Origin of the sequence: Paenibacillus sp. P2(2022) (genome assembly GCF_029522175.1) — a bacterium.
In the GTDB taxonomy this organism is placed as follows: Bacteria; Bacillota; Bacilli; order Paenibacillales; family Paenibacillaceae; genus Paenibacillus; species Paenibacillus polymyxa.
On sequence record NZ_JAKWFI010000015.1, the window covers coordinates 25,532 to 50,829 of the forward strand.

A 25,298-nucleotide genomic window follows, 5' to 3' on the forward strand; every position below is an offset into this window, starting at 1 on the left:
CCGACAGCCCTCCCATGGCAAAGGGGCCGGGTGTGTCAGTAACCTCTCACATCATCGCACAGTCACAAACAACATTAGTTATTATATCGAATACTTCTGCCTATTGCAAGCAAAAACGAAAAAAACAATGTATCTTATTTTCAAAGATAACAATTGTGCTCGCAGCTCGCGATTTTCCTCAAGAGAAAAGCCCCCGCACCATGGCAGGGGCTCGTTTTGCTTCGTTCCAATACAATGTTACTCGTTCCAGTACAATGTTGCTATATTCAAGGCTCGAAGCCTTATTATTTAGAGATTGTTGCTACAGCGCCTGCACCAACTGTACGTCCGCCTTCACGAATGGAGAACTTAGTTCCTTCTTCAATCGCGATTGGGCTGATCAGTTGAACAGTAACCGTAATGTTATCACCAGGCATTACCATTTCGGAACCTTCTGGCAAAGTAATGATACCAGTTACGTCAGTTGTACGGAAGTAGAACTGTGGACGGTAACCAGTGAAGAAAGGTTTGTGACGTCCGCCTTCTTCTTTAGTCAAAACGTAAATTTGAGCAGAGAATTCTGTATGTGGGTTAACAGAACCTGGCTTAGCCAATACTTGGCCACGCTCGATTTGTGCACGATCTACACCGCGAAGCAGTGCGCCGATGTTGTCACCAGCTTGAGCGGAGTCAAGCAATTTACGGAACATTTCTACGCCTGTTACTACGGATTTACGGGATTCTTCTTGAATACCGATGATTTCGATTTCGTCGCCCACTTTAACTGTACCACGCTCTACACGGCCTGTAGCAACTGTACCACGACCAGTGATGGAGAATACGTCCTCGACAGGCATAAGGAAAGGCTTGTCAGTGTCGCGTTCTGGAGTTGGGATGTAAGTGTCGATTGTTTCGAACATTTCAACGATTTTCTTAGCCCAGTCGCCATCTGGGTTTTGCAGTGCTTCACGAGCGGAACCACGAGTGATTGGAGTGTCGTCGCCTGGGAAGTCATACTCGCTCAGCAAGTCGCGAACTTCCATTTCAACCAATTCCAGCAACTCTTCGTCTTCAACCATGTCGCATTTGTTCAGGAATACAACGATGTATGGAACACCTACTTGACGGGACAAGAGGATGTGTTCGCGAGTTTGTGGCATAGGACCGTCAGCTGCGGATACAACCAGAATAGCTCCGTCCATTTGTGCAGCGCCAGTGATCATGTTTTTAACATAGTCGGCGTGACCTGGGCAGTCAACGTGTGCATAGTGACGGTTAGGTGTTTCATATTCCACGTGTGCAGTGGAGATTGTGATACCGCGTTCGCGCTCTTCTGGAGCTTTATCGATTTGATCGAATGCTACAGCAGCACCACCGTAAGTTTTGGAAAGTACAGTTGTGATTGCAGCAGTCAAAGTTGTTTTACCATGATCGACGTGACCAATTGTACCGATATTAACGTGCGGTTTGTTACGTTCAAACTTAGCCTTTGCCATTTGAACAATTCCTCCTCAATAACATGTTTTATTTTTAGGCTGTCGGAAACCTCTTGGAAAACCTAGAGTATCCGATCAGCTAATACACTGTATTACTCGCCGCCTTTGGTTTTGGCAACGATCTCTTCAGCAATGCTCTTCGGAACTTCTTCATAGTGATGAAGCTCCATGGAGAACACACCGCGTCCTTGTGTACCGGAACGAAGTGTAGTGGAATATCCAAACATTTCGGACAATGGAACCATTGCACGAATAATTTGGGCACCGCCACGGGAATCCATACCTTCAATCCGACCACGACGGGAGTTCAGCATACCCATTACGTCTCCCATGTATTCCTCTGGAACCGTTACTTCAACTTTCATAATCGGCTCAAGCAATACAGGTTTACATTTGTCTTTCGCAGCTTTCAGCGCCATTGAACCGGCAATTTTAAATGCCATTTCATTGGAATCGACATCATGGTATGATCCATCCACGATTGTAGCTTTAACGTCCACAAGCGGGAAGCCTGCAAGGACACCGTTCTTCATTTGCTCTTCAATACCAGCAAGTGCAGGTCCGATGTATTCTCTTGGAACAGAGCCACCGACAACCTTGCTTTCAAACTGGCTACCAGTACCTGCTTCAAGCGGTTCGAACTCAACCCATACGTGACCATATTGACCACGACCACCGGATTGACGAACAAACTTACCTTCAACACGTGCTGGAGCACGGAATGTTTCACGGTATGCTACCTGTGGTTTACCAACATTGGTTTCCACTTTGAACTCACGACGCATACGGTCAATGATAATGTCCAAGTGAAGCTCACCCATACCTGCCAAGATAGTTTGGCCAGTTTCTTCGTTAGTCGAAGCGCGAAGAGTTGGATCCTCTTCGGTCAACTTACCGAGTGCAACTGCCATTTTGTCTTGGTCAGCTTTGGTTTTAGGCTCAACCGCGATTTCGATAACCGGATCAGGGAAGTTCATGGATTCGAGAATAACAGGATTCTTCTCATCACACAGTGTATCACCTGTACCTGTATCTTTCAAACCTACGGCTGCCGCAATGTCACCGGAGTATACTTCAGTGATTTCTTGACGGCTGTTCGCGTGCATTTGAAGGATACGTCCGATACGTTCGCGTTTGCCTTTTGTTGCATTCAATACGTAAGAACCGGATTGAAGAACACCGGAATATACGCGGAAGAATGTCAATTTACCAACGTAAGGGTCCGTCATGATTTTGAAGGCCAATGCGGAGAAAGGCTCTTCATCAGAAGAATGACGTTCAACTTCCGTTCCATCTTCCAGATGACCTTGAATACTTGGTACATCAATAGGAGCTGGCAGGTAATCAACAACTGCATCCAGCATCAGCTGAACACCTTTATTACGGTAAGAAGATCCACAGATAACTGGGAAGATCTTAACTTCTACAACACCTTTACGGAGAGCGGCTTTAATTTCTTCAACCGTGATCTCTTCGCCTTCAAGGTATTTCATAGTCAAATCTTCATCCAGTTCAGCAACCTTCTCGATCAATTCGTTGCGGAGTTCCTCAACTTTGTCTTTGTAGTCCGCAGGAATTTCGGCTTCTTCGATATTTTGACCAAGGTCATCTTTGTACATATGAGCCTTTTGTTCAACAATATCGATGATACCTAAAAAGTCATTTTCTGCACCGATTGGAAGTTGAATAGCAACTGCGTTCGCTTGAAGGCGATCACGCATATCAGCTACAACGTTCAAGAAGTCGGCACCGATAATATCCATTTTGTTTACATATGCGATCCGTGGAACGCCATAGCGATCAGCCTGTCTCCATACGGTTTCAGACTGAGGCTCAACGCCTTCTTTCGCACTGAAAACACCAACTGCTCCGTCCAATACACGAAGGGAACGTTCAACTTCAACAGTGAAGTCAACGTGCCCCGGGGTGTCGATGATATTGACGCGGTGACCTTTCCAGGCAGCGGTCGTCGCAGCGGAAGTAATCGTGATTCCGCGCTCTTGTTCTTGTTCCATCCAGTCCATTGTCGCAGCACCTTCGTGAACTTCACCGATTTTGTGCGTACGGCCTGTGTAGAACAAGATCCGCTCTGTTGTTGTGGTTTTACCCGCGTCAATATGAGCCATGATCCCGATATTACGTGTATTTTTCAAGGAGAACTCTCTTGCCATGAAATGGGTCTCCCTTCAAAATTGAAGTTATTTTTTTAAGCTGAATCCTACCAACGATAGTGAGCAAACGCTTTGTTCGCTTCAGCCATTTTGTGCGTGTCTTCACGTTTCTTCACGGAAGCGCCTGTGTTGTTGGAAGCATCGATAATCTCAGCCGCCAAACGCTCTTCCATAGTTTTCTCGCCGCGGTTGCGGGAGTAGTTTACGAGCCAACGTAATCCCAGGGACGTACGTCTTTCTGGTTTTACCTCGATTGGTACTTGGTAGTTGGCACCGCCGACACGGCGTGCTTTAACTTCCAGGACTGGCATGATATTCTTGATAGCTGCTTCAAATACTTCCATCGGGTCATTACCCGTACGTTCTTGGATAAGCTTGAACGCATTATACAGAATGCTTTGAGCAACGCCTCGTTTTCCGTCGAGCATGATGCGGTTGATCAAGCGAGTAACCAACTTGCTGTTGTATACCGGATCTGGCAACACGTCTCTTTTGGTAACTGGACCTTTGCGTGGCATGGATATCCCCCTTTCTTACATGTTAAACCTGCATACGCGGTTTATATTCATTAGGATTTTTTAGCTTTAGGGCGTTTTGCGCCGTATTTGGAACGAGCTTGCATGCGGTTGTTTACGCCTGCAGTATCCAAAGCACCGCGAACGATGTGGTAACGCACACCCGGAAGGTCTTTTACACGACCGCCACGAATCAGCACTACGCTGTGTTCTTGAAGGTTATGTCCAATACCTGGAATGTAAGCAGTCACCTCTACACGGTTCGTCAAGCGAACACGAGCATATTTACGAAGTGCGGAGTTTGGTTTTTTCGGAGTCATAGTACCTACACGAGTGCAAACTCCGCGTTTTTGCGGGGCACTGATGTCGGTAGCTTCACGTTTCAAGGCATTAAAACCTTTTTGCAAAGCCGGTGATTTCGATTTCTCGATTTTGGCTTGACGTCCTTTACGAACCAGTTGGTTAATAGTTGGCATGTTGGTTGCCACCCCCTTCCTCAATTTTTGCTGTTACTTTACAAACCTTATCTAAGCCCACAGACCCAGGCGGTTCATAAAAGAACAAATGAAAAGTCTTTGCCGCCAAGAATAACGATTCCCTAGACAAAAACGTTCCTTACCCTATTGTTTTACGATAGCAGCCATCGCGGCTCCCACTTCAATCCCGCATGCAGCTCCGAGATTTTTCATTGTATCTACGAGAGTCACTTTGACCCCGTGCTTGTTGCACAAATCAATGATGTTGGAAGTGAAACGCTGATCTGCATCTTCTGCCACATATACTTCCGAGGCGAAGCCCATTTCTACCATACGAATGGTTTGTTTGGTACCGATTTTGACATGAGCATCTTGCAGTCCCTGTTCTTTAGACATATCTCATTCCTCCGAAAAGACCCAATAGCATATAGGCTGCTCACGCACCTTTGCTATATTAGCATTGACTATGAACAATGTCAAGACAATTATCAACTATAATCTATTTAAACACAGTAATACGTTACATTTTTATAAGAAGTACCGGAGCACCGTTGCTACAGCCTTTACCAAAGCTTATATCTACGGTGTTCCGGGCTTATCATATTATTTTTATATTACTACTCAGCTGAAATGGGTTCGAGTTCCTCAGATGAGGATTGCCCCTCTTCAGGCTGGGCAAATTTCACGCTACGGTAACGATTCATACCTGTTCCCGCAGGGATCAATTTACCGATAATTACATTCTCTTTTAATCCAAGCAACTGATCGACTTTCCCTTTGATAGCTGCATCTGTCAAGACACGAGTAGTTTCTTGGAAGGAAGCTGCTGACAAGAAGGAGTCCGTTTCCAGAGAGGCCTTGGTAATACCAAGGAGAACCGGTTTGGCTACCGCTGGTTCTTGGCCGCTGAGAATCGCTATCTTGTTTGCATTTTCATACTCATGCACATCCACAAATGAACCTGGAAGTAGTGTTGTGTCACCCGCATCAATGATACGAATTTTACGCAACATTTGACGAATCATAACTTCTACGTGCTTGTCGTTGATTTCAACACCTTGGTTCCGGTATACACGTTGAACTTCCTGAAGGATATAGTTCTGCACCCCGCGAATACCTTTAATACGCAGCATTTCTTTAGGGTCAATCGAACCATCCGTCAGTTCGTCCCCGGCTTCAACAGTCATGCCTTCGCTTACGCGCAAACGTGAACCATAAGTGACCGAATAGGTTTTTGTTTCAGCTTCACCCTGAATGTCGATTTCGCGACGGTCTTTCCCTTCACGAACTTCTTTAACTACACCGTCAATTTCACTGATGGTTGCCTGACCTTTAGGATTACGTGCTTCAAAAAGCTCCTGGATACGAGGCAAACCTTGTGTGATATCGTCGCCCGCTACACCACCTGTGTGGAACGTACGCATGGTGAGCTGTGTCCCTGGTTCACCGATGGATTGAGCCGCGATAATACCAACCGCTTCACCAATCTCAACGTGTTTGCCAGTAGCCAGATTACGGCCGTAGCATTTTTTGCAGACGCCATGTTTGGCACGGCAGCTTAGCACGGAACGAATTTGAACTTTATCCACACCAGCTTTGACGATCGCCTCAGCTTTGTTGGAGTCAATCAATTCGTTGCGTCTAGCCAAGATCTCACCCGTCTCAGGATGACGTACAGTTTCGAAGCAATAACGACCTTCCAGACGATCGTACAGGTCCTCAATGACTTCTTTACCGTCTTGGATGCGGCTTACTGTAAAGCCTTTATCCGTTCCGCAGTCATCTTCGCGCACGATAACATCTTGTGCCACATCAACGAGACGACGAGTCAGGTAACCGGAGTCAGCCGTACGTAACGCTGTATCCGCCAAACCTTTACGCGCTCCGTGAGTGGAGATGAAGTACTCGAGTACTGTCAGACCTTCACGGAAATTCGATTTAATTGGGAGCTCGATAATACGACCCGATGGATTCGCCATCAGTCCACGCATACCGCCAAGCTGGGTAATCTGCGATTTGTTACCACGCGCTTTGGAGTCAACCATCATCATGATAGAGTTGTAGCGATCCATGGATTTCATCAAAATGTCTGTAATATCGTCTTTGGCCTTGGACCAAATATCAATAATCCGATCATAGCGTTCCTCGTTCGTAATCAGACCACGACGGTACTGATTGGTCACGACTTGTGCTTTATCATCAGACGCTTTAAGAATATCCTGTTTCTCTTGAGGTACAACTACGTCTGCCACAGCAACCGTCACACCTGCACGAGTAGAATACGTAAAGCCAAGCTGTTTGATTTTATCCAAAATCACAGCAGTTTCTGTCGTATGGTAAATCTCAAAGCAACGGGCGATGATATTACCAAGGTAATCCTTGCCCACTCCACTAGCTTGCGGAGCGTTCTGGATGGCTTCAGTGAGGTTTACACCCTTATCGTAGACAAAGAACTCTTCAGCAGTACCATAGAGCAGGTTGGCACGAGTAGCGTCATTGATGTACGGGAAGCTTGCCGGGAAAATCTCATTAAAGATAATTTTACCCACGGTTGTAATCAACATTGCATCCTGTTGCTTCTCTGTAAAGCTAGTTTTATTCAAAGCCTTAACCGGAATAGCTACACGAGCATGAAGACCCGCTGTTCCACGTTGATAAGCCGAGATAGCCTCATTCGGGTTGCGAAGGATCATGTTGCTTCCCTCTTCTTCCTTGTTGTCCATAGTCAAATAGAATGAACCAAGGACCATATCCTGGGAAGGGGTAACAACAGGCTTGCCGTCTTTTGGATTCAAAATATTGCCGGATGCCAGCATGAGCAAACGAGCTTCCGCTTGAGCTTCTGCAGACAACGGAACGTGAACCGCCATTTGGTCACCGTCAAAGTCGGCATTATACGCCGTACATACGAGTGGATGCAAACGAATCGCACGACCTTCAACCAAGATCGGTTCAAACGCTTGAATCCCCAATCTATGCAGCGTAGGGGCACGGTTTAGAAGAACCGGATGTTCTTTGATTACTTCTTCGAGCACATCCCATACTTCAGCACTCACACGCTCTACTTTACGCTTCGCACTCTTAATGTTGTGTGCCAAACCTTTGTTAACAAGTTCTTTCATAACAAAAGGTTTGAACAGCTCCAGCGCCATCTCTTTTGGCAGACCGCATTGGTACATCTTCAAGTACGGACCTACTACGATAACGGAACGACCGGAGTAGTCAACACGTTTACCGAGCAAGTTTTGACGGAAACGTCCTTGTTTACCTTTCAGCATGTGGCTGAGGGATTTCAAAGGACGATTACCCGGACCTGTAACAGGACGACCACGACGACCATTATCAATCAGAGCGTCAACAGCTTCCTGCAGCATCCGTTTTTCATTTTGCACGATAATATCTGGCGCACCCAGATCTAACAAGCGTTTCAGACGGTTATTACGGTTAATAACACGACGATACAGATCATTAAGGTCAGAAGTAGCAAAACGTCCACCATCCAACTGTACCATTGGACGAAGCTCAGGAGGAATAACAGGCAGTACGTCCATGATCATCCAATCCGGTTGGTTGCCAGAGTTACGGAATGCCTCAATAACTTCAAGGCGCTTGATCGCACGGTTTCGACGTTGCCCTTGAGCTGTACGCAGCTCTTCTTTCAAAAATTCCAATTCTTTGTCTATATCTAAATCTTGAAGAAGCTTTTTAACCGCTTCAGCACCCATTCCTGCCTGGAATCCGTAGCCATATTTCTCACGATAGCTGCGGTATTCTTTCTCGGACAGGAGTTGCTTTTTCTCCAAAGGCGTATCTCCTGGATCGGTTACAACATAAGATGCGAAGTAAATGATCTCTTCCAAAGATCTTGGAGACATATCAAGAGCAAGACCCATACGACTCGGAATGCCTTTGAAGTACCAAATGTGCGATACAGGAGCTGCCAACTCAATGTGGCCCATACGCTCACGGCGAACCTTAGCGCGAGTAACTTCTACTCCACAACGGTCACAGACAACACCTTTATAGCGTACACGTTTGTACTTACCACAGTGACATTCCCAATCTTTCGTAGGTCCGAAAATTTTCTCGCAAAATAGTCCTTCTTTTTCCGGTTTAAGCGTACGATAGTTAATCGTCTCCGGTTTTTTGACTTCTCCGCGGGACCAAGAACGAATCTTTTCGGGGGAAGCAAGCCCGATTTTCATATATTCGAAATTGTTAACGTCCAACAAGGAGCAACCCTCCTTAACCAAATCCTGAGTTTTTAGGTTTGATACCGCCCGGCAGCACCGGGCGGTATCAAGAAGCCTGATCCATCCAAAAATGGATCGAGGCATATAACAAAGCTGATATGAGTCAGTCAGCAGTCAAATTACTCTACGCCAACCTCAGAGCCTTCCAGATTCAAACTCAGCTTATCGCCAGTTGTGTCATCTTCATCATCAAGCTCTCTCATTTCGATCTCTTGTTCGTCTTCAGACAGAATCTTCACGTCCATACCCAAGCTTTGCAGCTCTTTGATCAAGACCTTGAATGATTCAGGAACACCCGGTTCAGGGACATTTTCACCTTTGACGATGGATTCGTAAGTTTTAACACGTCCAACCACATCATCGGATTTCACAGTCAAAATTTCCTGAAGCGTGTATGCTGCACCGTAGGCTTCCAGTGCCCATACTTCCATCTCCCCGAAGCGCTGACCACCGAATTGGGCTTTACCACCCAACGGCTGTTGCGTAACGAGAGAGTAAGGACCTGTAGAACGGGCATGGATCTTATCGTCGACCATGTGCGCCAGTTTGATCATGTGCATGACACCGACAGTAACTTCACGTTCAAAACGATCACCTGTACGTCCATCATACAACACCGTCTTACCATTGCGTTGCATACCCGCTTCTTCCATCGTATCAAATACGTCATACTCCTTGGCACCATCGAATACTGGAGTTGCCACATGAATACCAAGACGCATTGCAGCCATACCCAGATGCACTTCGAGCACCTGTCCGATGTTCATCCGTGAAGGTACGCCCAGTGGGTTCAGTACGACTTGTACTGGGGTACCATCTGGCAAGAATGGCATATCTTCTTCAGGCAGAATACGGGCAACGACACCCTTGTTACCGTGACGTCCGGCCATTTTATCGCCTTCGGAAATTTTACGTTTTTGAGCAATGTATACGCGTACCAGCTGGTTTACACCCGGTGGCAGCTCATCGCCATTTTCACGTGTAAATACTTTAACATCTACAACGATCCCGTCAGTTCCATGAGGAACTCTCAAGGAAGTATCGCGAACCTCGCGCGCCTTCTCACCGAAGATTGCATGCAAGAGACGTTCTTCAGCTGTCAGCTCAGTCACACCCTTAGGTGTTACTTTACCAACAAGAATGTCACCTGCGGCAATTTCCGCACCGATGCGAATGATGCCGCGCTCATCTAGATTACGAAGCGCTTCTTCACCAACATTCGGAATATCACGAGTGATTTCTTCTGGTCCAAGCTTCGTATCACGAGCCTCGGATTCGTATTCCTCGATATGGATCGAGGTGTATACATCCTCTTTAACCAGCTTCTCGCTCAGCAAGATGGCATCCTCGTAGTTGTAACCTTCCCAAGTCATGAACGCTACGACAACGTTACGTCCCAATGCCAACTCGCCCATTTCTGTGGATGGACCATCCGCTAGAATATCGCCAACCTTGACAATATCGCCTCTGTTTACGATTGGACGCTGGTTGATGCATGTTCCTTGGTTAGAACGCATAAATTTGTGTAATTTATACTTAACAATATCGCCTTTTACTTCAGTACCATCTACATTTTCAATACGACGCAACCAAATTTCGTTAGCCGAAGAACGTTCAATTACCCCGTTGTACTTGGACACAACGCAAACACCAGAATCTTTTGCAGACTTATGTTCCATCCCTGTTCCTACCAAAGGCGCTTTCGGAATCAGTAGTGGAACAGCCTGCCGCTGCATGTTGGAACCCATCAATGCTCGGTTCGAGTCATCATTCTCCAGGAACGGAATCAGTGCAGTAGCGACTGATACGACCTGTTTAGGCGATACGTCCATGTAATCAACACGGCTACTTGCCATCGGAATAATGTTATCAGACTGCTTGTTATAGCGGACAATAACGATTTCATCCTTAAAGGTGTTTTCTTCCGTCAATTCCGCATTTGCCTGAGCAACGATGTAGTTATCTTCTTCATCAGCAGTCAGGTAATCAATCTGATCTGTAACTTTTCCGGTTTTCGGATCTACCCAGCGATAAGGAGCTTCGATAAATCCGTACTCATTGATACGTGCGAAAGTGGACAAAGAGTTGATCAAACCAATGTTTGGTCCCTCAGGTGTCTCGATAGGACACATACGGCCGTAGTGACTCGGATGGACGTCACGCACTTCCATGCCCGCGCGTTCGCGCGTCAAACCGCCGGGTCCGAGTGCAGACAGACGACGTTTGTGCGTTAATTCAGCAAGCGGGTTTGTCTGATCCATGAACTGAGACAGCTGGGAGCTACCAAAGAACTCTTTAATCGACGCAATGACCGGACGTATGTTAATCAGCGCCTGTGGCGTGATTACATTAGCATCCTGAATTGACATTCTTTCGCGTACCACGCGTTCCATACGGGACAGACCAATACGGAACTGATTTTGCAGCAACTCACCTACAGAACGCAAACGACGGTTACCCAAATGGTCAATGTCGTCTGTACTTCCGATTCCGTGAAGCAAGTTAATAAAATAACTGATGGAGGAAATAATATCGGCAGGCGTAATGTTCTTAACCGATTTATCGATATTTCCATTGGCAATCAGTTTTACTACTTTACCGTCTTCAATTGGCGAGAATACATCGATCGTTTGAAGCGGAATATCGTTGCTTTCCAATACGCCACTAGCAACATGATACGTACGATGTCCAACCGACTCTTCTAGTTGTGCCAAAATCTCGTCCAACAGGCGACGGTCTACCATTTGTCCTGCTTCAGCGATGATTTCACCAGTTGTCGTATCAATCAGTGTCTCAGCAAGACGTTGATTGAACAGACGGTTTTTGATGTGAAGCTTTTTATTGATTTTGTAACGGCCTACGTTGGCCAGATCATACCGTTTTGGATCAAAGAAGCGTGCAACAAGCAAGCTCTTTGCATTATCCAATGTTGGTGGCTCACCCGGACGAAGACGCTCATAAATTTCAATCAGCGCTTTCTCCGTGGAATCCGTGTTGTCTTTATCAAGTGTGTTGCGGATATATTCGTCATTGCCGAGCAAATCCAGAATCTCAGCATCAGTGCCAAAGCCAAGCGCACGCAGCAACACCGTAACCGGAATTTTACGGGTACGGTCAATCCGGACATAGATAATATCCTTCGCATCCATCTCCAGTTCGAGCCAAGCCCCCCGGTTAGGAATTACCGTTGCGGTGTATGTTGTTTTCGCATTCTTGTCGACTTTTGTGCTGAAATAGACGCTGGGAGAGCGAACCAACTGGCTGACAATAACCCGTTCCGCACCGTTAATAATAAACGTACCCGTTTCAGTCATCAGCGGGAAGTCTCCCATGAATACTTCCTGCTCTTTCACTTCCCCGGTTTCTTTATTAATAAGCCGGACTTTTACCCGAAGCGGTGCTGCATACGTAACGTCGCGTTCCTTTGCGTCGTCAACGGTATATTTGGGTTCTCCGAGAGAGTAATCGATAAACTCCAGAATCAGATTTCCTGTGAAATCTTGAATTGGAGAAATATCCCGAAACATTTCCCGTAATCCTTCCTCCAAAAACCAATCATAGGATTTTTGTTGGATCTCAATCAGGTTGGGAACCTCGAGTACCTCATTAATACGTGCATAACTGCGCCGAGTGCGTCGACCATATTGAACAAGATGTCCTGCCAACTTAAACTCACCCCTCATGTCTACTCACTTTAAAAATACATTGCGAACCTCTGTTTGTGACCTTATAATAAGACACATACAGATGATTCGATCTTACAAATACAGAAAAGCCCTTACTCGAATGCATTCGAAAAAAGAGCGACGTATCTGCAGAATCCTCATACCGGAAGATCTTCATCACTTGTAGATTTGCCCAAAATGGTTATATTATACGTAAGAGATATAAATACTATACCCTGTTACGCATAAATCTATTGACATTTCAACAAACTAAAGCCATGGAGGGCATCCTAATACTGACATTTTATAATGATATCACAGACCAGGATTCAAGTCAATGGTCCTATTGCATTTTTCTAAAACTTTTTTCAGCCTTTAAAATCCGATAACCTTTATCCTTCGTAACTTCTTCCACATGACCGAAAAGGCTCTCTATTTTAGCGCTCGCCGAAGGAGCACCCTGCTTTTTCTGAATGACGACCCATAAAGCTCCACCCTCATTTAAATGCTCATACGCAAGCTCAAATATGGTATGCACCGTTTCTTTCCCTGCACGTATAGGAGGATTCGTCAAGATCACGTCAAAACGTTCATGTTGCACTTCTGCAAACAAATCACTTTGCTTAATGGTGACATTTTTAATTCCATTACGCTCCGCATTCTCTATCGCTAGTTGAACGGCTCGCTCGTTAATATCAACCATTGTAACGTGTCCGTCCGGGACAAGCGTAGCCGCCGTCAAACCAATCGGCCCGTAACCACATCCTACATCCAATACCGAGGCATTTGCAGGAAGTTGCATAGCTTCAATCAACACACGACTCCCATAATCAATCCCCTGCTTTGAAAAAACGCCTGAATCGCTGGCAAATCGATAGGAACGTCCACGCAGCACCGTCTCTAGACTTCGCCGTTCATGTGCCGTCTCTGGCCGTCTGGAGTAATAATGATCAGCCATTCACGCCCACCTCTTTCGGTTGTACGGTTATATTAACATCATAGCCTTTAGAATAATATTTCAGACCTGTTTGTACTACCGCTTTACAGCAACAAACCCCTTGAAGATCACCTCAAGGGGTTTGTTTTAATTCATTGTCTGCTAAAGAGCAGTCAATTATTTTACTTCTACAGAAGCGCCTGCTTCTTCCAATTTTGCTTTAACGGATTCAGCTTCTTCTTTTGCAACTTTTTCTTTCAATGGTTTTGGAGCGTTGTCAACCAGTTCTTTTGCTTCTTTCAGGCCAAGACCTGTAATTTCGCGAACTGCTTTGATAACGTTGATTTTGGAAGCGCCAGCGCTTGTCAAGATTACGTCGAACTCGGATTGCTCAGCTTCTGCTGCGCCACCTGCTGCGCCACCTGCTACAGCTACTGGAGCTGCTGCAGTTACGCCGAATTCTTCTTCGATTGCTTTCACGAGATCGTTCAGTTCCAATACGGACATACCTTTAATTGCTTCCAAGATTTGCTCTTTACTCATGGTTGAACCTCCATTTAAATTCGTATTTTTTTGTTCTTAACTGCTATACAGCAGGTTTAAATCCCAACTTATGCACTTTGCTCTTCTTTATCTGCAACAGCTTTAACCGCAAGCGCGAAGTTGCGCATAGGAGCTTGAAGCACGCTGAGGAGCATGGAAAGGAGACCTTCGCGGGATGGCAGTTCTGCCAGCGCTTTGATTTCCTCAACACCGATCACACGACCTTCTACAACTGCACCTTTCAGTTCCAATGCATTGTTTTTCTTAGCGAAATCGTTCAAGATTTTAGCTGCAGACACTGCATCATCTTTGCCGAACGCGATTGCAGTAGGACCTGTCAATACTGCGTCCAGTTCAGTCAATTCTGCTGCCGCAGTTGCACGGCGGAGCAGTGTGTTTTTCAGCACTTGAAATTCGATTCCGGCTTCGCGAAGCTGCTTACGCAGCTCAGTTACTTGGGCAACATTCAGACCGCGATAGTCTGCAACTACAGTTGTTACGCTCTCGCGCAATTTTGCAGCTACAACTTCAACAGCTTCTTGTTTTGCTTGAATCACTTTTGCATTTGCCAAACTGTACACCTCCTGATCAATTTATCTACTTTGTTAGAAACACCCATTCTGGCGTTCTACCAAAGTCGTTTTCATGAGCATGAAAAAAGCCTCCGTAGAGTACGAAGGCTTGATAAATCCACATGGACGGGACAAGCCCGTCGCATGAAACGTTCTATCATAACACCTCGGTAGGAAATTAAGCCCGAAAGCACCTACTGTCTACGGTAAGCATATTCAACTTTAACGGTCAGTCACAAGGACTCACAACTTTTACAGAATAACAAATTTGATTGAACGTGTCAACCGAAATATTATCTGTAAACAGATGTGTTCACACGTGCACTTGGTCCCATAGTCGAAGAAATAGCGATGTTTTTCAGGTATACACCTTTAGCAGCTGCTGGCTTCGCACGGTTCAAGGCTTCAATCAAGGCTTTAAGGTTCTCGTTCAGTTGCTCAGCACTGAAAGATGCTTTGCCGATTGGTGCGTGAATTTGACCTGCTTTGTCGAGACGGTATTCGATTTTACCGGCTTTAATTTCTTGAACAGCCTTGGCAACGTCGAAAGTAACTGTGCCTGCTTTAGGGTTAGGCATTAAACCTTTACCACCGAGCAAACGACCCAGTTTACCAACCTCACTCATCATATCAGGTGTCGCAACGCAGACGTCGAATTCGAACCAGCCTTGTTGGATTTTGTTGATCATATCTTGATCGCCAACAAAATCAGCGCCAGCCGCTTCCGCTTCTTTCACTTTGTCACCTTTTGCAAATACCAGAACGCGTTGTGTTTTACCCGTACCATGTGGCAGGACAACAACACCACGAACAGCCTGGTCTTGTTTACGGGAATCTACGCCCAGACGAACTGCAGCTTCAACGGTTTCGTCGAATTTAGCAGTTGCAGCCTTTTTCACCAATTCAACGGCTTCCAAAGGCTCATAAGTTGCTTCGCTGTCAATCAGCTTAGCAGCTTCCAGGTACTTCTTACCATGTTTAGCCATTATCTTTTCCTCCTTATGTGGTATTAGCGGATATTCCTCCCACACTTGCCGGACAGTCAAACCGCCGGCACACGTAGATTAATAAAATTAATCTACGATGGTGATACCCATGCTGCGAGCAGTACCTTCAACCATACGCATTGCCGATTCTACGGAAGCTGCGTTAAGGTCAGGCATTTTTTGCTCTGCAATTTGACGAACAGCAGCGCGATTTACAGTTGCAACTTTCGTTTTATTCGGTTCACCGGAACCTTTTTCGATTTTAGCAGCAACTTTCAACAGAACAGCAGCCGGTGGAGTTTTGGTGATGAACGTAAAAGAACGATCCTCAAATACCGAAATTTCAACCGGGATAATCAGGCCTGCTTGATCAGCAGTACGAGCATTGAACTCTTTACAGAATGCCATAATGTTGACACCTGCTTGACCCAAAGCTGGACCTACTGGAGGCGCTGGATTAGCTTTCCCTGCAGGGATCTGCAGTTTTACCATTTTAATTACCTTTTTTGCCATGGATGACACCTCCTTGACTCAATAGTGGTAGACGGACCTATTGATCCTCCCACAAGAAACCTGTAAGAAAAATCTATATTTTCTCCACTTGAGTATAATCCAACTCAAGCGGGGTTTCCCGTCCAAACATGTTGACGTGAACCTTAAGCTTGCTCTTCTCAACCAAAATTTCTTCCACGGAGCCCACAAAATTCGCAAAAGGACCAACTTTAATTCGCACGGATTCCTTAACATCGAATTCAATCTTCGGTTTCGGCTCTACCATGCCCATATGCTTCAGAATCTGTTCAACTTCTTCTGGAAGCAATGGCGTCGGCTTGGAACCCGAGCCTGTCGATCCTACAAATCCCGTAACACCTGGTGTGTTGCGTACAACATACCAAGAATCATCGGTTTGGACCATTTCGACCAAGACATAACCAGGGTAGACTTTACGCATAACGGTTTTTTTCTTACCGTCCTTGGTTACCAGTTCTTCTTCCATAGGAACAAGAACACGGAATATCTTGTCTTCCATGCCCATGGACTCAACGCGTTTTTCCAAATTGGCTTTGACTTTGTTCTCATACCCTGAATAGGTATGAACGACGTACCATCTTTTTTCCATATCAAGCCACCTGGAACCCTTCCTAGATAATCGCTTCGATCACAGCGGAAATGCCGATATCGAGAACCCAAAAATAAATCGTGACGAACGCAATCGTCCCTATGACAATCAGCGTATAGTTGGTCAGTTCTTTACGATTGGGCCAGCGAACTTTCTTGAGTTCAGCCCAGCTTTCAGAGAAAAAGGAAAACAGAGACTTGAAACTGCGTTTCACGCCGACTACACCTCCAAAAACTATCTGGTTTCCCGATGAGAAGTCTGTTCGTTACAGGACTTACAGAATTTCTTCATCTCCATGCGGTCGGGGTGATTACGCTTGTTTTTCGTCGTTGTGTAATTTCTTTGTTTGCAATTTGTACAAGCCAAAGTAATAATTACCCGCATGATGTGCACCTCCCGAAGACATCCAACACCGGAAGTCTCATAATTGATCCTAAAAAAAACCGCGAATTTAGGCCTACCTAAAACACTTTATCACACGGGGTTTTCCATGTCAACGAATGTTTGCATACATTTCGCAGTCCCGGTTGTGGTGCATTTTTACATCTGTCCATCCTTTGAAGCTATTCTCTGAAATACTGCTTCAAAATCAAAGCGATATCTATTATTCATCTTTTTTAGTATAAATCATTTACAACACTTATAAACCTGCACAGCATACCCAAAACGAATAAAAAAAGACTCAAACTCGAGCCTTTTCCATGTCAGCCTCTACTTTCAACTATCCCTTACTTCCAGATACTTTTCAAGTTTACGTTTGACCCGTTGCAGCGCGTTATCAATGGATTTCACATGACGATCCAGATCTTCAGCAATCTCCTGATACGAACGACCGTCCAGATACAACATAAGTACCTTGCGTTCTAGCTCGCTCAGAATCTCGGACATTTTGTCCTCAAGACCCACAAACTCTTCCTGATTGATAATCAGCTCTTCAGGATCACTTACTTGTGTTCCGCAAATCACATCGAGCAACGTCCGGTCTGACTCTTCATCATAGATGGGCTTGTCCAGAGATACGTAAGAGTTCAGAGGAATGTGCTTTTGTCGTGTAGCCGTCTTAATTGCCGTAATAATCTGTCGTGTTATGCACAACTCGGCGAAAGCCTTGAACGAAGCAAGCTTGTCTCCCTTAAAATCACGGATGGATTTGTAGAGACCAATCATGCCCTCCTGAATAATATCCTCGCGATCAGCCCCAATCAGGAAGTAGGATCTGGCCTTGGCCCGCACAAAGTTTCGATATTTGTTAATCAGAAACTCCAGCGCTTCCCCATCACCTTCATGGACTGCTCCGACAATGTCTTCATCATTTTTGTAATCAAACTTTGACAACATGATATCCTTGAGGTCCACACTCACTAACAATCCCTCCGGCTGCAACGCAAGGTACCCGTTACTCTCTCAAATATACGACAAGTATACGCGATGTAACCTGATACCGTCAACCACAACAACCTAAAAAAGAAGAGCGCTAACAAAATTGTCAATGGTTTCAAAATGGAGAGTATTCCAATTACTGGATCATTCTCTTCTCCAGCGTTCAAACAACTTTCGAAGCTCCGGACTCAGCTTGCCATCCAGCGAATTGCGGGACAATTTGGCGTTATCCTGCTGGATTCGCTTCTGGACTTCCCTTTCAGATTCCTCAATCTCAATCAGTAATTCTCGTGCCGATACTCTGAGTGCTCCCTGGCCAAAGGCCACATGCTGCTCTACCTGATCACTTGTCGCTACGTAAATGCTTCTCCTCTTGCTGCTCAGCTCACGAACTAATCGCTCGATGCACTCATCGGCTGTCTCTTTTTCTCTCGTAAAATAAATCTGGACTTTGCTCTGGGCAAAGGTTTTACCTAATCCTGGCACCCTGTAAGCATCAAATACGACGATGACTCTTCTGCCCGAATACGCCTGATGATCCGCCAATCGTTCAAGAAGTCTGTCCCTCGCTTCCTGCATACCAGATTGTACCAGTGCGGAAAGTTCGGGCCAGGCTCCAATCATGTTGTAACCGTCCACAAGCAGAACATCCCGCGTGTCAGCCATATCGTTAGCCCCGTGCCTGTCGTCCGCGCAAAACTTCGTACATGACGACACCTGCAGCTACAGAAGCATTGAGGGAATTGATTTGTCCCGCCATTGGCAGCTTGACGAGTACATCACATTTCTCGCGGATCAAACGGCCCATTCCTTTATTTTCGTTACCAATGACAATCGCTACGGGACCGGTGAATACTCCATTCCCAAAGACAGGATCGGTTGCTGTAACATCCGTGCCAACTACCCATACACCTTCTTCTTTAAGACGGTCAATGGTTTGTCCCAAATTGCTCACACGCGCCACCGGGACGTACTCCACAGCACCTGCCGATGTTTTAGACACCGTTACAGTTACAGCGGCTGAACGCCTTTTCGGCACTATGATACCGTGTGCTCCAGTGCAGTCCGCCGTACGCAGGATGGAGCCCAAGTTATGAGGGTCTTCAATCTCATCCAGCAAAATCAAAAACGGCTCTTCTCCCTTAGCACGAGCACTAGCAAGCAAGTCCTCCACCTCAGCGTAGGCAAAAGGTGCAGCTTGCGCGACCACTCCCTGATGCTGAATGCCTGGAACCATTTGATCGAGCTTACGCTTGTCCACCTGCAAAACAATGATTCCTGCTTTTTTCGCCTCAGCCGTAATCGGCAGTGTCAAATGCTTCTGTGCATTATCCGCAATCCATATTTTATTTATCGTCCTGCCTGAACGCAGCGCCTCTGTTACCGAATGCTTACCGGCAATCCATTCTTCTTCCATCTCTAGCTTCCTCCCGGAAAACGGTCGATATCAATTCGTTCAATCCGTCTCCAATTTATGATTTTTCTGCATTTTCCATTTGTGCAATTCCGTACGTAATCAACTCTGACAATCTGTCCAAATGTCCATCACAATAAAGATAACCAATCAATCCTTCCAGTGCAGTGGCATGCCGATACTCAAGCACATCAGCATTTTTGGGCAGGCTCCCTGATTTGGCATTTCTTCCTTGTCGGACAATGTCACGCTCTTCATCCGTCAGCGCTGTTTCTAGCAGCCCCAACATACGACTCTGTGCCTTGGCGGAGACTAGCTTTGTAGCTCGTCGATGTAAATGATTGGGACGCAGGTTGGGCTGTGCCAGCAGATATTGCCGGACAGCCACCTCATACACTGCATCACCAATGTAAGCTAACGCAATGGGGGGCATCAAGCGAGCCGGCTTGGACGCAGGATACGGAAACCAGTTTCCTGCGCCTTCCACAGCTTCTGAGTTCAGTGGCTTATTACTCATTTCCGCCGCCACCGCATCCCCTGCGCCGTATCTTCAAGCACAATACCTTTAGCAGCCAATAGATCGCGAATTTCGTCCGCTCTACCCCAGTTTTTGGTTTTACGAGCTTCGACACGTTCTGCAATTAACTGCTCTATTTCGTCATCCAGCAGTTCTTCACTCGGTTTTGAATAAATGCGAAGTACACTATTCATCGAGTGGAAGGTTTGCAGCACAGCCTGTAGTTCCGCCTGATTGACAACATCACGCTGCAACAAAAGATTGGCTTCGCTGACCCACTCGAATACCGCAGTAATGGCATCAGGTGTATTGAAATCATCATTCATTTTTTCCTCGAATTGCCGTAATATCCCGTCAAGCTTCATTTGCAGCTCAGCCGATACTTCTTCATTACCTTTCAAAGCCATGGATAAACGATGCTTTACATTGGCGACTGCATTGGCAATCCGTTCGACACTATTCTCCGCCTGACTCATCGTCTCTTGGTTGTAGTTCAAAGGGTTGCGGTAATGTGTCGACAGCATAAAATAACGTAAAGCTTCGGGCTTGTGACGAGCACGCAGATCTTTAACCAAAATACCGTTACCGAGTGATTTCGACATTTTTTCATTATCTATGCGAATATATCCGTTATGCATCCAGTAGCGAGATAATGGTTTACCCGTAATCACTTCGGATTGTGCGCATTCACATTCATGATGCGGAAATTGCAGATCCTGTCCGCCTCCGTGAATATCCAGTGTATCCCCCAAATAGTGACGAGCCATAGCAGAGCATTCGATATGCCAGCCTGGGCGTCCATCCCCCCAAGGACTTGACCAGTAAATTTCTCCCGGTTTCGCTGCTTTCCAGAGTACAAAATCCTCGGCATTCTCCTTGCGTTCATCCACATTGATGCGAATCCCAAACTGGAGTTCCTCCAAATTTTGGCCTGACAGCTGTCCGTAGTCTTTAAACATTTTGGTCCGGTAGAAGACATCACCATCATTCTCGTAGGCATAGCCTTTGTCTACCAGGTCCTTGATAAAATCAATAATCAGATCCATGCTTTCGGTTACACGAGGATTTATGCTGGCAGCAGGAACATTCAATCCTGTCAGATCCTCATGATAGGCAGCAATAAACTTCTCGGCAACTGCCGGAACCTCCATATTAAGTTCCCGAGCTTTGCGGATCAACTTATCATCAACGTCCGTAAAATTCACCACATAGTTTACATCATAGCCCAAATACTCCAAGTAGCTGCGTACCACGTCGAACACAATTACAGGTCGTGCATTACCAATATGAATGTAATCATACACTGTAGGACCACATACATACATTTTAACCTTTCCAGGCTCCAGTGGCACAAAAGGCTCCCGGCTCCTCGTCATTGTATTATAAATTTGAAGCGACATCGTTATGTTCCTCCCTCATGAAAATTATCCTTGTAATTTATTCTCTTGGGTCACCTGATGTTTCTGAGCAGATTGCTCCTCCTTCAAATCAGACAATTCTGCTCGTAATCGTTCTATTTCCATTTGAAGAGACCGTATGGAATCGACGACTGGGTCAGGCAACTGGTGACTAAGTCGATCTGGACGTCTGCCATCCTGTCTGACCACTCGCCCGGGGATACCCACTACCGTACTGTTTGGCGGAACTTCTTTTAGCACAACCGAGTTGGAGCCAATATTGGATTGCGCCCCAATCGTAAATGAACCCAATATTTTTGCACCGGAGCCTATAACGACATTATTCCCAATGGTGGGGTGGCGCTTCCCTTTCTCTTTTCCAGTTCCTCCAAGAGTAACCCCCTGATACAATACGACATCATCGCCAATTTCACAGGTTTCGCCAATGACAACACCCATGCCGTGGTCAATGAACAGCCGATCTCCGATACGAGCGCCAGGATGAATTTCAATTCCTGTCATAAACCTCGATACCTGGGATATAACACGGGCTAGAGTACACCACTTTCGCAAATAAAACCAATGTGCGATTCGGTGTGCCCAAAGGGCATGAACGCCAGAATACGTAAAAATGACTTCCAGCTTACTCCGGGCGGCCGGATCATTATCCAAAACAGTTTGAATATCGGATTTGAAATGCCTGAACATGTCGCCCTCCTATTCCCTCCATATCCTTGCCGCATCACACTTCACATTTCGCCAATTTTCGTAGTCACCAGCATTCTTCGACAATTTTCAGTCTACAGCGAGTCTGAATCTGATAAAAATGAAAAAGCGTCTCCGCAGCCTAGGCTGCAGAGACGCATATACGTGGTCCCACTCTGCTTCGAACATATCTGCTACAAAAAAAGCAGAAAAGTCCGTCTTTGGCGTCCTGTAACGGGAACGAATCGGCAAGCCCTTGCCACATTAGCATCGTAGGCTAACGAGGGTTCGGGCGCACGGCTCCCAGGCGCATTTCCTCCGCAGGTTATCTAGACGGTTCTCAGCCTGGGGTTTCCCCTCGACCGTCCTCTCTGGCAGATGCCCTTATGCAGTGTACTTCTCCTGTTCGCAGCCTTTACACGTAAGTATCAATCCATATCAATGGAGTCATTATAGCGAAAAGACAACAAATTGACAAGAAATATCAGCCTTTAATTTGTGCCTTAAGACGGTCCAATACCTTGTCACGTCCAAGTAGATAGATGGTCTCGTTCAGATCCCGTCCATGAGTTTGACCTGTAAGGGCCACACGAATCGGCATGAACAGCTGTTTCCCCTTAAAACCAGTTTCCTTTTGGACTTCTTTGATCAGCTTGGCCATTTGTGGAGCTGTAAATTCCTCGCTCGTTTCAACCTTAGCTGCAAAGGCTTTAAGTACATCAGGAACCTGTTCTTCAGCCAGAACAGCCGCCGCATCAGCATCCAACTCCAGATGTGAACGGAAAAACAACTCAGACAACGCCACAATATCAGACGCTGAAGTCATTTGTTCTTGGTATAAGCGGACAAGAGCTTTAGCCCAATCCTGTTGTTCAGCCGATAAATCATTCGGCAACAGTCCTGCTGCCTGCAAATGTGGAATTGCCATACTGGCAATCCGTTCAGGATCAGCTTTTTTAATATAATGATTATTCAAATAAGCAAGCTTGTTTGTATCAAATACAGCTGGGCTTTTGGACAAACGATTAGGATCGAAAATCGAGATTAATTGTTCCCGATCATAGATCTCTTCCTCGCCTTCCGGAGACCAGCCCAACAATGCAATAAAGTTGAATATAGCTTCCGGCAGATAGCCCAGCTTATCGTACTGCTCCATGAACTGAATAATGGATTCATTTCGTTTGCTGAGCTTTTTGTGATCCTCGCCTACGATCAGCGTCATATGACCAAAGCGTGGAGGCTCCCAGCCGAGAGCTTCAAAAATCATCAACTGCCGCGGTGTATTGGATACATGATCCTCACCCCGTAGTACATGCGATATTTTCATCAAATAGTCGTCAACCGCTACAGCGAAGTTATATGTCGGAATACCGTCTTTTTTGACGATAACAAAATCGCCGCTTTCTTTGGAATTGAACGTAATTTGACCTTTAACAATATCATCAAACGTATATTCACGATCTTCTGGTACGCGAAAACGAATACTTGGTACACGGCCCTCTGCTTCAAACGCCTGACACTGTTCTTCTGTTAAATCACGGTGTTTTCCTGAGTAACGTGGTGTCTCCCCACGTTCCATCTGTTCTTCACGCTCGCGTTCAAGTTCTTCTTCCGTGCAATAACAGCGGTATGCCAAACCGCGATCCAGCAAGTCCTGCCAGTATGTTTTGTAGATGTCCAAGCGCTCGGTCTGGCGATAAGGTCCGAACTCGCCGCCCACGTCTATACTTTCATCCCAGTCCATACCCAACCATTTCAAATATTTAAGCTGGCTTTCTTCTCCGCCCTCAATATTGCGCTTCACATCTGTATCTTCAATGCGAATAATAAATTTCCCGCCTTGATTGCGGGCAAACAAATAATTAAATAATGCCGTTCTAGCATTTCCAATATGCAGATGTCCTGTTGGACTTGGTGCATAGCGTACACGAACTTCCGTGCTCATATAATCTCCTCCAAATAGAATTACTCAAGATGATAGCATTTACTTGATTAGACAGACAACCGACTGAGCCGCGATTCCCTCGCTTCGCCCGGTAAACCCGAGTTGCTCCGTCGTCGTCGCCTTGACATTTACCTGGGATGACTCCTCTGCTTCCAGCACCCGGGCGATGATTTCATTCATCTGCGGGATGTACGATGCCATCTTGGGCTTCTGCGCAATAATTGTAGAATCGATGTTCCCCAATCGGTATCCCCGCTCTTTAGCCAGCCCCCACACATGCTCCAGTAGCTTAAGACTATCCGCGTCCTTAAATTCAGGGTCATTATCTGGAAAATGCTTTCCGATGTCTCCCAAGCCAAGCGCACCCAGGATAGCATCGCTAATGGCATGCAGCAGCACGTCTGCATCGGAATGACCCAGTAAACCTTTTTCATACGGAATATTTACTCCTCCGATGATGCATGGCCTTCCTTCCACCAGCTGGTGGACGTCAAATCCTTGCCCCACTCTAATCATTTGATATCCTCTCCCTCTGTCTTTACCCATAACGCCGCCATCTCCAAATCCTCAGGCGTAGTAATTTTGATGTTTTTGTAGCTGCCTTGAACGACAGTAACCGGAATGCCTAGCCGCTCCACCAGCATGGAATCATCTGTCCCCAAAAATCCTGTCTGCTCCGCTTCCTCATAGGCCCGCAGCAGGTCGGAAAGACGAAAAGTCTGTGGCGTTTGAATACTCCACAGACTTCGGCGATCCGGCGTTGCTGTAATGATACCATCCCCGTTCACTTGCTTGATCGTATCCTTTACAGGTACTGCCGCTACAGAAGCACCAGTACGCTGAGCAGCCTCCAGGCATGAACGTACAAGCTCAGGTTGAATCAATGGCCGCACACCATCATGCACCATCACCCAATCTGTTCGCAAGTGGCGCAAACCGCGATAAACCGAATGCTGGCGTTCACTGCCACCAGCCACCACCCGTACATTTTTACCAATCTTGTATTGATGAATCCAGTCTCTGCAGCGTTCCACATCTCCAGTTCCAGTAACCATCACCATTTCATCCACTTCAGGCATTGCTGCGAATATTTCAAGTGTATGTATGAAGATGGGCTTGTCTCGCAAAAGCAGAAATTGCTTGCTCTCCTGCGTTCCCATACGGGAGCCGCGCCCGGCCGCCACAATCACGACTCCTACCTGATTGTTCATTCAAATAACTCCTGCC

24 protein-coding genes and 1 other annotated feature are annotated in these 25,298 nt (G+C 46.1%); all 24 genes read right to left on the reverse strand.

The window, feature by feature from the left end; genetic code table 11:
* Positions 1–284 precede the first annotated feature (284 nt).
* Positions 285–1,475, reverse strand: a complete 1,191-nt coding sequence (gene tuf, locus MMB75_RS24640) for an elongation factor Tu (protein WP_013373267.1) — start codon at positions 1,473–1,475, stop codon at positions 285–287.
* 92 nt (positions 1,476–1,567) lie between these two features.
* Positions 1,568–3,646 (reverse strand): elongation factor G, encoded by a 2,079-nt coding sequence (gene fusA / locus MMB75_RS24645; protein ID WP_016818650.1) that lies wholly within the window; start codon positions 3,644–3,646, stop codon positions 1,568–1,570.
* Between the two features lie 47 nt (positions 3,647–3,693).
* A complete protein-coding gene (gene rpsG / locus MMB75_RS24650; protein WP_007432586.1) occupies positions 3,694–4,164 on the reverse strand; it encodes a 30S ribosomal protein S7 in 471 nt (156 codons plus the stop codon).
* 50 nt (positions 4,165–4,214) lie between these two features.
* Positions 4,215–4,637 carry a 30S ribosomal protein S12 gene (gene rpsL / locus MMB75_RS24655; RefSeq protein ID WP_007432587.1) on the reverse strand — a complete coding sequence of 141 codons (423 nt, stop codon included), beginning with the start codon at positions 4,635–4,637 and terminating at the stop codon, positions 4,215–4,217.
* A 144-nt stretch (positions 4,638–4,781) separates the two neighbouring features.
* Positions 4,782–5,033, reverse strand: a complete 252-nt coding sequence (locus MMB75_RS24660) for a ribosomal L7Ae/L30e/S12e/Gadd45 family protein (protein WP_016818649.1) — start codon at positions 5,031–5,033, stop codon at positions 4,782–4,784.
* Between the two features lie 221 nt (positions 5,034–5,254).
* Positions 5,255–8,869: a DNA-directed RNA polymerase subunit beta' gene (rpoC, locus tag MMB75_RS24665; RefSeq protein WP_016818648.1), complete on the reverse strand. Its 3,615-nt coding sequence runs from the start codon at positions 8,867–8,869 to the stop codon at positions 5,255–5,257.
* A 140-nt stretch (positions 8,870–9,009) separates the two neighbouring features.
* Positions 9,010–12,555 carry a DNA-directed RNA polymerase subunit beta gene (gene rpoB, locus MMB75_RS24670; RefSeq protein ID WP_016818647.1) on the reverse strand — a complete coding sequence of 1,182 codons (3,546 nt, stop codon included), beginning with the start codon at positions 12,553–12,555 and terminating at the stop codon, positions 9,010–9,012.
* 343 nt (positions 12,556–12,898) lie between these two features.
* Complete coding sequence (locus tag MMB75_RS24675; RefSeq protein ID WP_016818646.1) at positions 12,899–13,513, reverse strand: class I SAM-dependent methyltransferase; 615 nt, start codon at positions 13,511–13,513, stop codon at positions 12,899–12,901.
* A 156-nt stretch (positions 13,514–13,669) separates the two neighbouring features.
* Positions 13,670–14,035: a 50S ribosomal protein L7/L12 gene (gene rplL / locus MMB75_RS24680; protein WP_013373275.1), complete on the reverse strand. Its 366-nt coding sequence runs from the start codon at positions 14,033–14,035 to the stop codon at positions 13,670–13,672.
* A 68-nt stretch (positions 14,036–14,103) separates the two neighbouring features.
* Positions 14,104–14,607, reverse strand: coding sequence for a 50S ribosomal protein L10 (gene rplJ, locus MMB75_RS24685; RefSeq protein ID WP_016818645.1), 504 nt, complete (start codon positions 14,605–14,607; stop codon positions 14,104–14,106).
* Positions 14,608–14,680: 73 nt separating this feature from the next.
* Positions 14,681–14,832: a sequence feature (ribosomal protein L10 leader region), on the reverse strand.
* 68 nt (positions 14,833–14,900) lie between these two features.
* Positions 14,901–15,593, reverse strand: coding sequence for a 50S ribosomal protein L1 (rplA, locus tag MMB75_RS24690; protein WP_016818644.1), 693 nt, complete (start codon positions 15,591–15,593; stop codon positions 14,901–14,903).
* 87 nt (positions 15,594–15,680) lie between these two features.
* Positions 15,681–16,106: a 50S ribosomal protein L11 gene (rplK, locus tag MMB75_RS24695; RefSeq protein ID WP_007432595.1), complete on the reverse strand. Its 426-nt coding sequence runs from the start codon at positions 16,104–16,106 to the stop codon at positions 15,681–15,683.
* A gap of 73 nt (positions 16,107–16,179) precedes the next feature.
* Positions 16,180–16,713: a transcription termination/antitermination protein NusG gene (gene nusG, locus MMB75_RS24700; RefSeq protein ID WP_007432596.1), complete on the reverse strand. Its 534-nt coding sequence runs from the start codon at positions 16,711–16,713 to the stop codon at positions 16,180–16,182.
* A gap of 22 nt (positions 16,714–16,735) precedes the next feature.
* Complete coding sequence (gene secE, locus MMB75_RS24705; RefSeq protein ID WP_013312170.1) at positions 16,736–16,927, reverse strand: preprotein translocase subunit SecE; 192 nt, start codon at positions 16,925–16,927, stop codon at positions 16,736–16,738.
* Between the two features lie 20 nt (positions 16,928–16,947).
* On the reverse strand, positions 16,948–17,097 hold the full coding sequence (gene rpmG, locus MMB75_RS24710; protein WP_013373278.1) for a 50S ribosomal protein L33: 150 nt from the start codon (positions 17,095–17,097) through the stop codon (positions 16,948–16,950).
* Positions 17,098–17,430: 333 nt separating this feature from the next.
* On the reverse strand, positions 17,431–18,075 hold the full coding sequence (gene sigH, locus MMB75_RS24715) for an RNA polymerase sporulation sigma factor SigH (protein ID WP_016324748.1): 645 nt from the start codon (positions 18,073–18,075) through the stop codon (positions 17,431–17,433).
* A gap of 162 nt (positions 18,076–18,237) precedes the next feature.
* Positions 18,238–18,759 (reverse strand): NYN domain-containing protein, encoded by a 522-nt coding sequence (locus MMB75_RS24720; protein ID WP_016818643.1) that lies wholly within the window; start codon positions 18,757–18,759, stop codon positions 18,238–18,240.
* 4 nt (positions 18,760–18,763) lie between these two features.
* A complete protein-coding gene (gene rlmB / locus MMB75_RS24725; RefSeq protein ID WP_025365931.1) occupies positions 18,764–19,510 on the reverse strand; it encodes a 23S rRNA (guanosine(2251)-2'-O)-methyltransferase RlmB in 747 nt (248 codons plus the stop codon).
* Positions 19,511–19,565: 55 nt separating this feature from the next.
* Entirely contained in the window at positions 19,566–20,024 is a 459-nt protein-coding gene (locus MMB75_RS24730; protein ID WP_016818641.1) for a Mini-ribonuclease 3, read from the reverse strand.
* On the reverse strand, positions 20,021–21,424 hold the full coding sequence (gene cysS, locus MMB75_RS24735; protein ID WP_044788218.1) for a cysteine--tRNA ligase: 1,404 nt from the start codon (positions 21,422–21,424) through the stop codon (positions 20,021–20,023). Before cysS ends, MMB75_RS24730 begins: the two co-directional genes overlap by 4 nt.
* 24 nt (positions 21,425–21,448) lie before the next feature.
* Positions 21,449–22,129 (reverse strand): serine O-acetyltransferase, encoded by a 681-nt coding sequence (gene cysE, locus MMB75_RS24740; RefSeq protein WP_013373284.1) that lies wholly within the window; start codon positions 22,127–22,129, stop codon positions 21,449–21,451.
* A 481-nt stretch (positions 22,130–22,610) separates the two neighbouring features.
* Positions 22,611–24,071 (reverse strand): glutamate--tRNA ligase, encoded by a 1,461-nt coding sequence (gene gltX, locus MMB75_RS24745; RefSeq protein ID WP_044788217.1) that lies wholly within the window; start codon positions 24,069–24,071, stop codon positions 22,611–22,613.
* Between the two features lie 39 nt (positions 24,072–24,110).
* Positions 24,111–24,587, reverse strand: a complete 477-nt coding sequence (gene ispF / locus MMB75_RS24750; protein ID WP_016818638.1) for a 2-C-methyl-D-erythritol 2,4-cyclodiphosphate synthase — start codon at positions 24,585–24,587, stop codon at positions 24,111–24,113.
* Positions 24,584–25,282: a 2-C-methyl-D-erythritol 4-phosphate cytidylyltransferase gene (gene ispD, locus MMB75_RS24755; RefSeq protein WP_045245368.1), complete on the reverse strand. Its 699-nt coding sequence runs from the start codon at positions 25,280–25,282 to the stop codon at positions 24,584–24,586. The genes ispF and ispD overlap by 4 nt, the downstream gene beginning before the upstream one ends.
* Positions 25,283–25,298 lie beyond the last annotated feature (16 nt).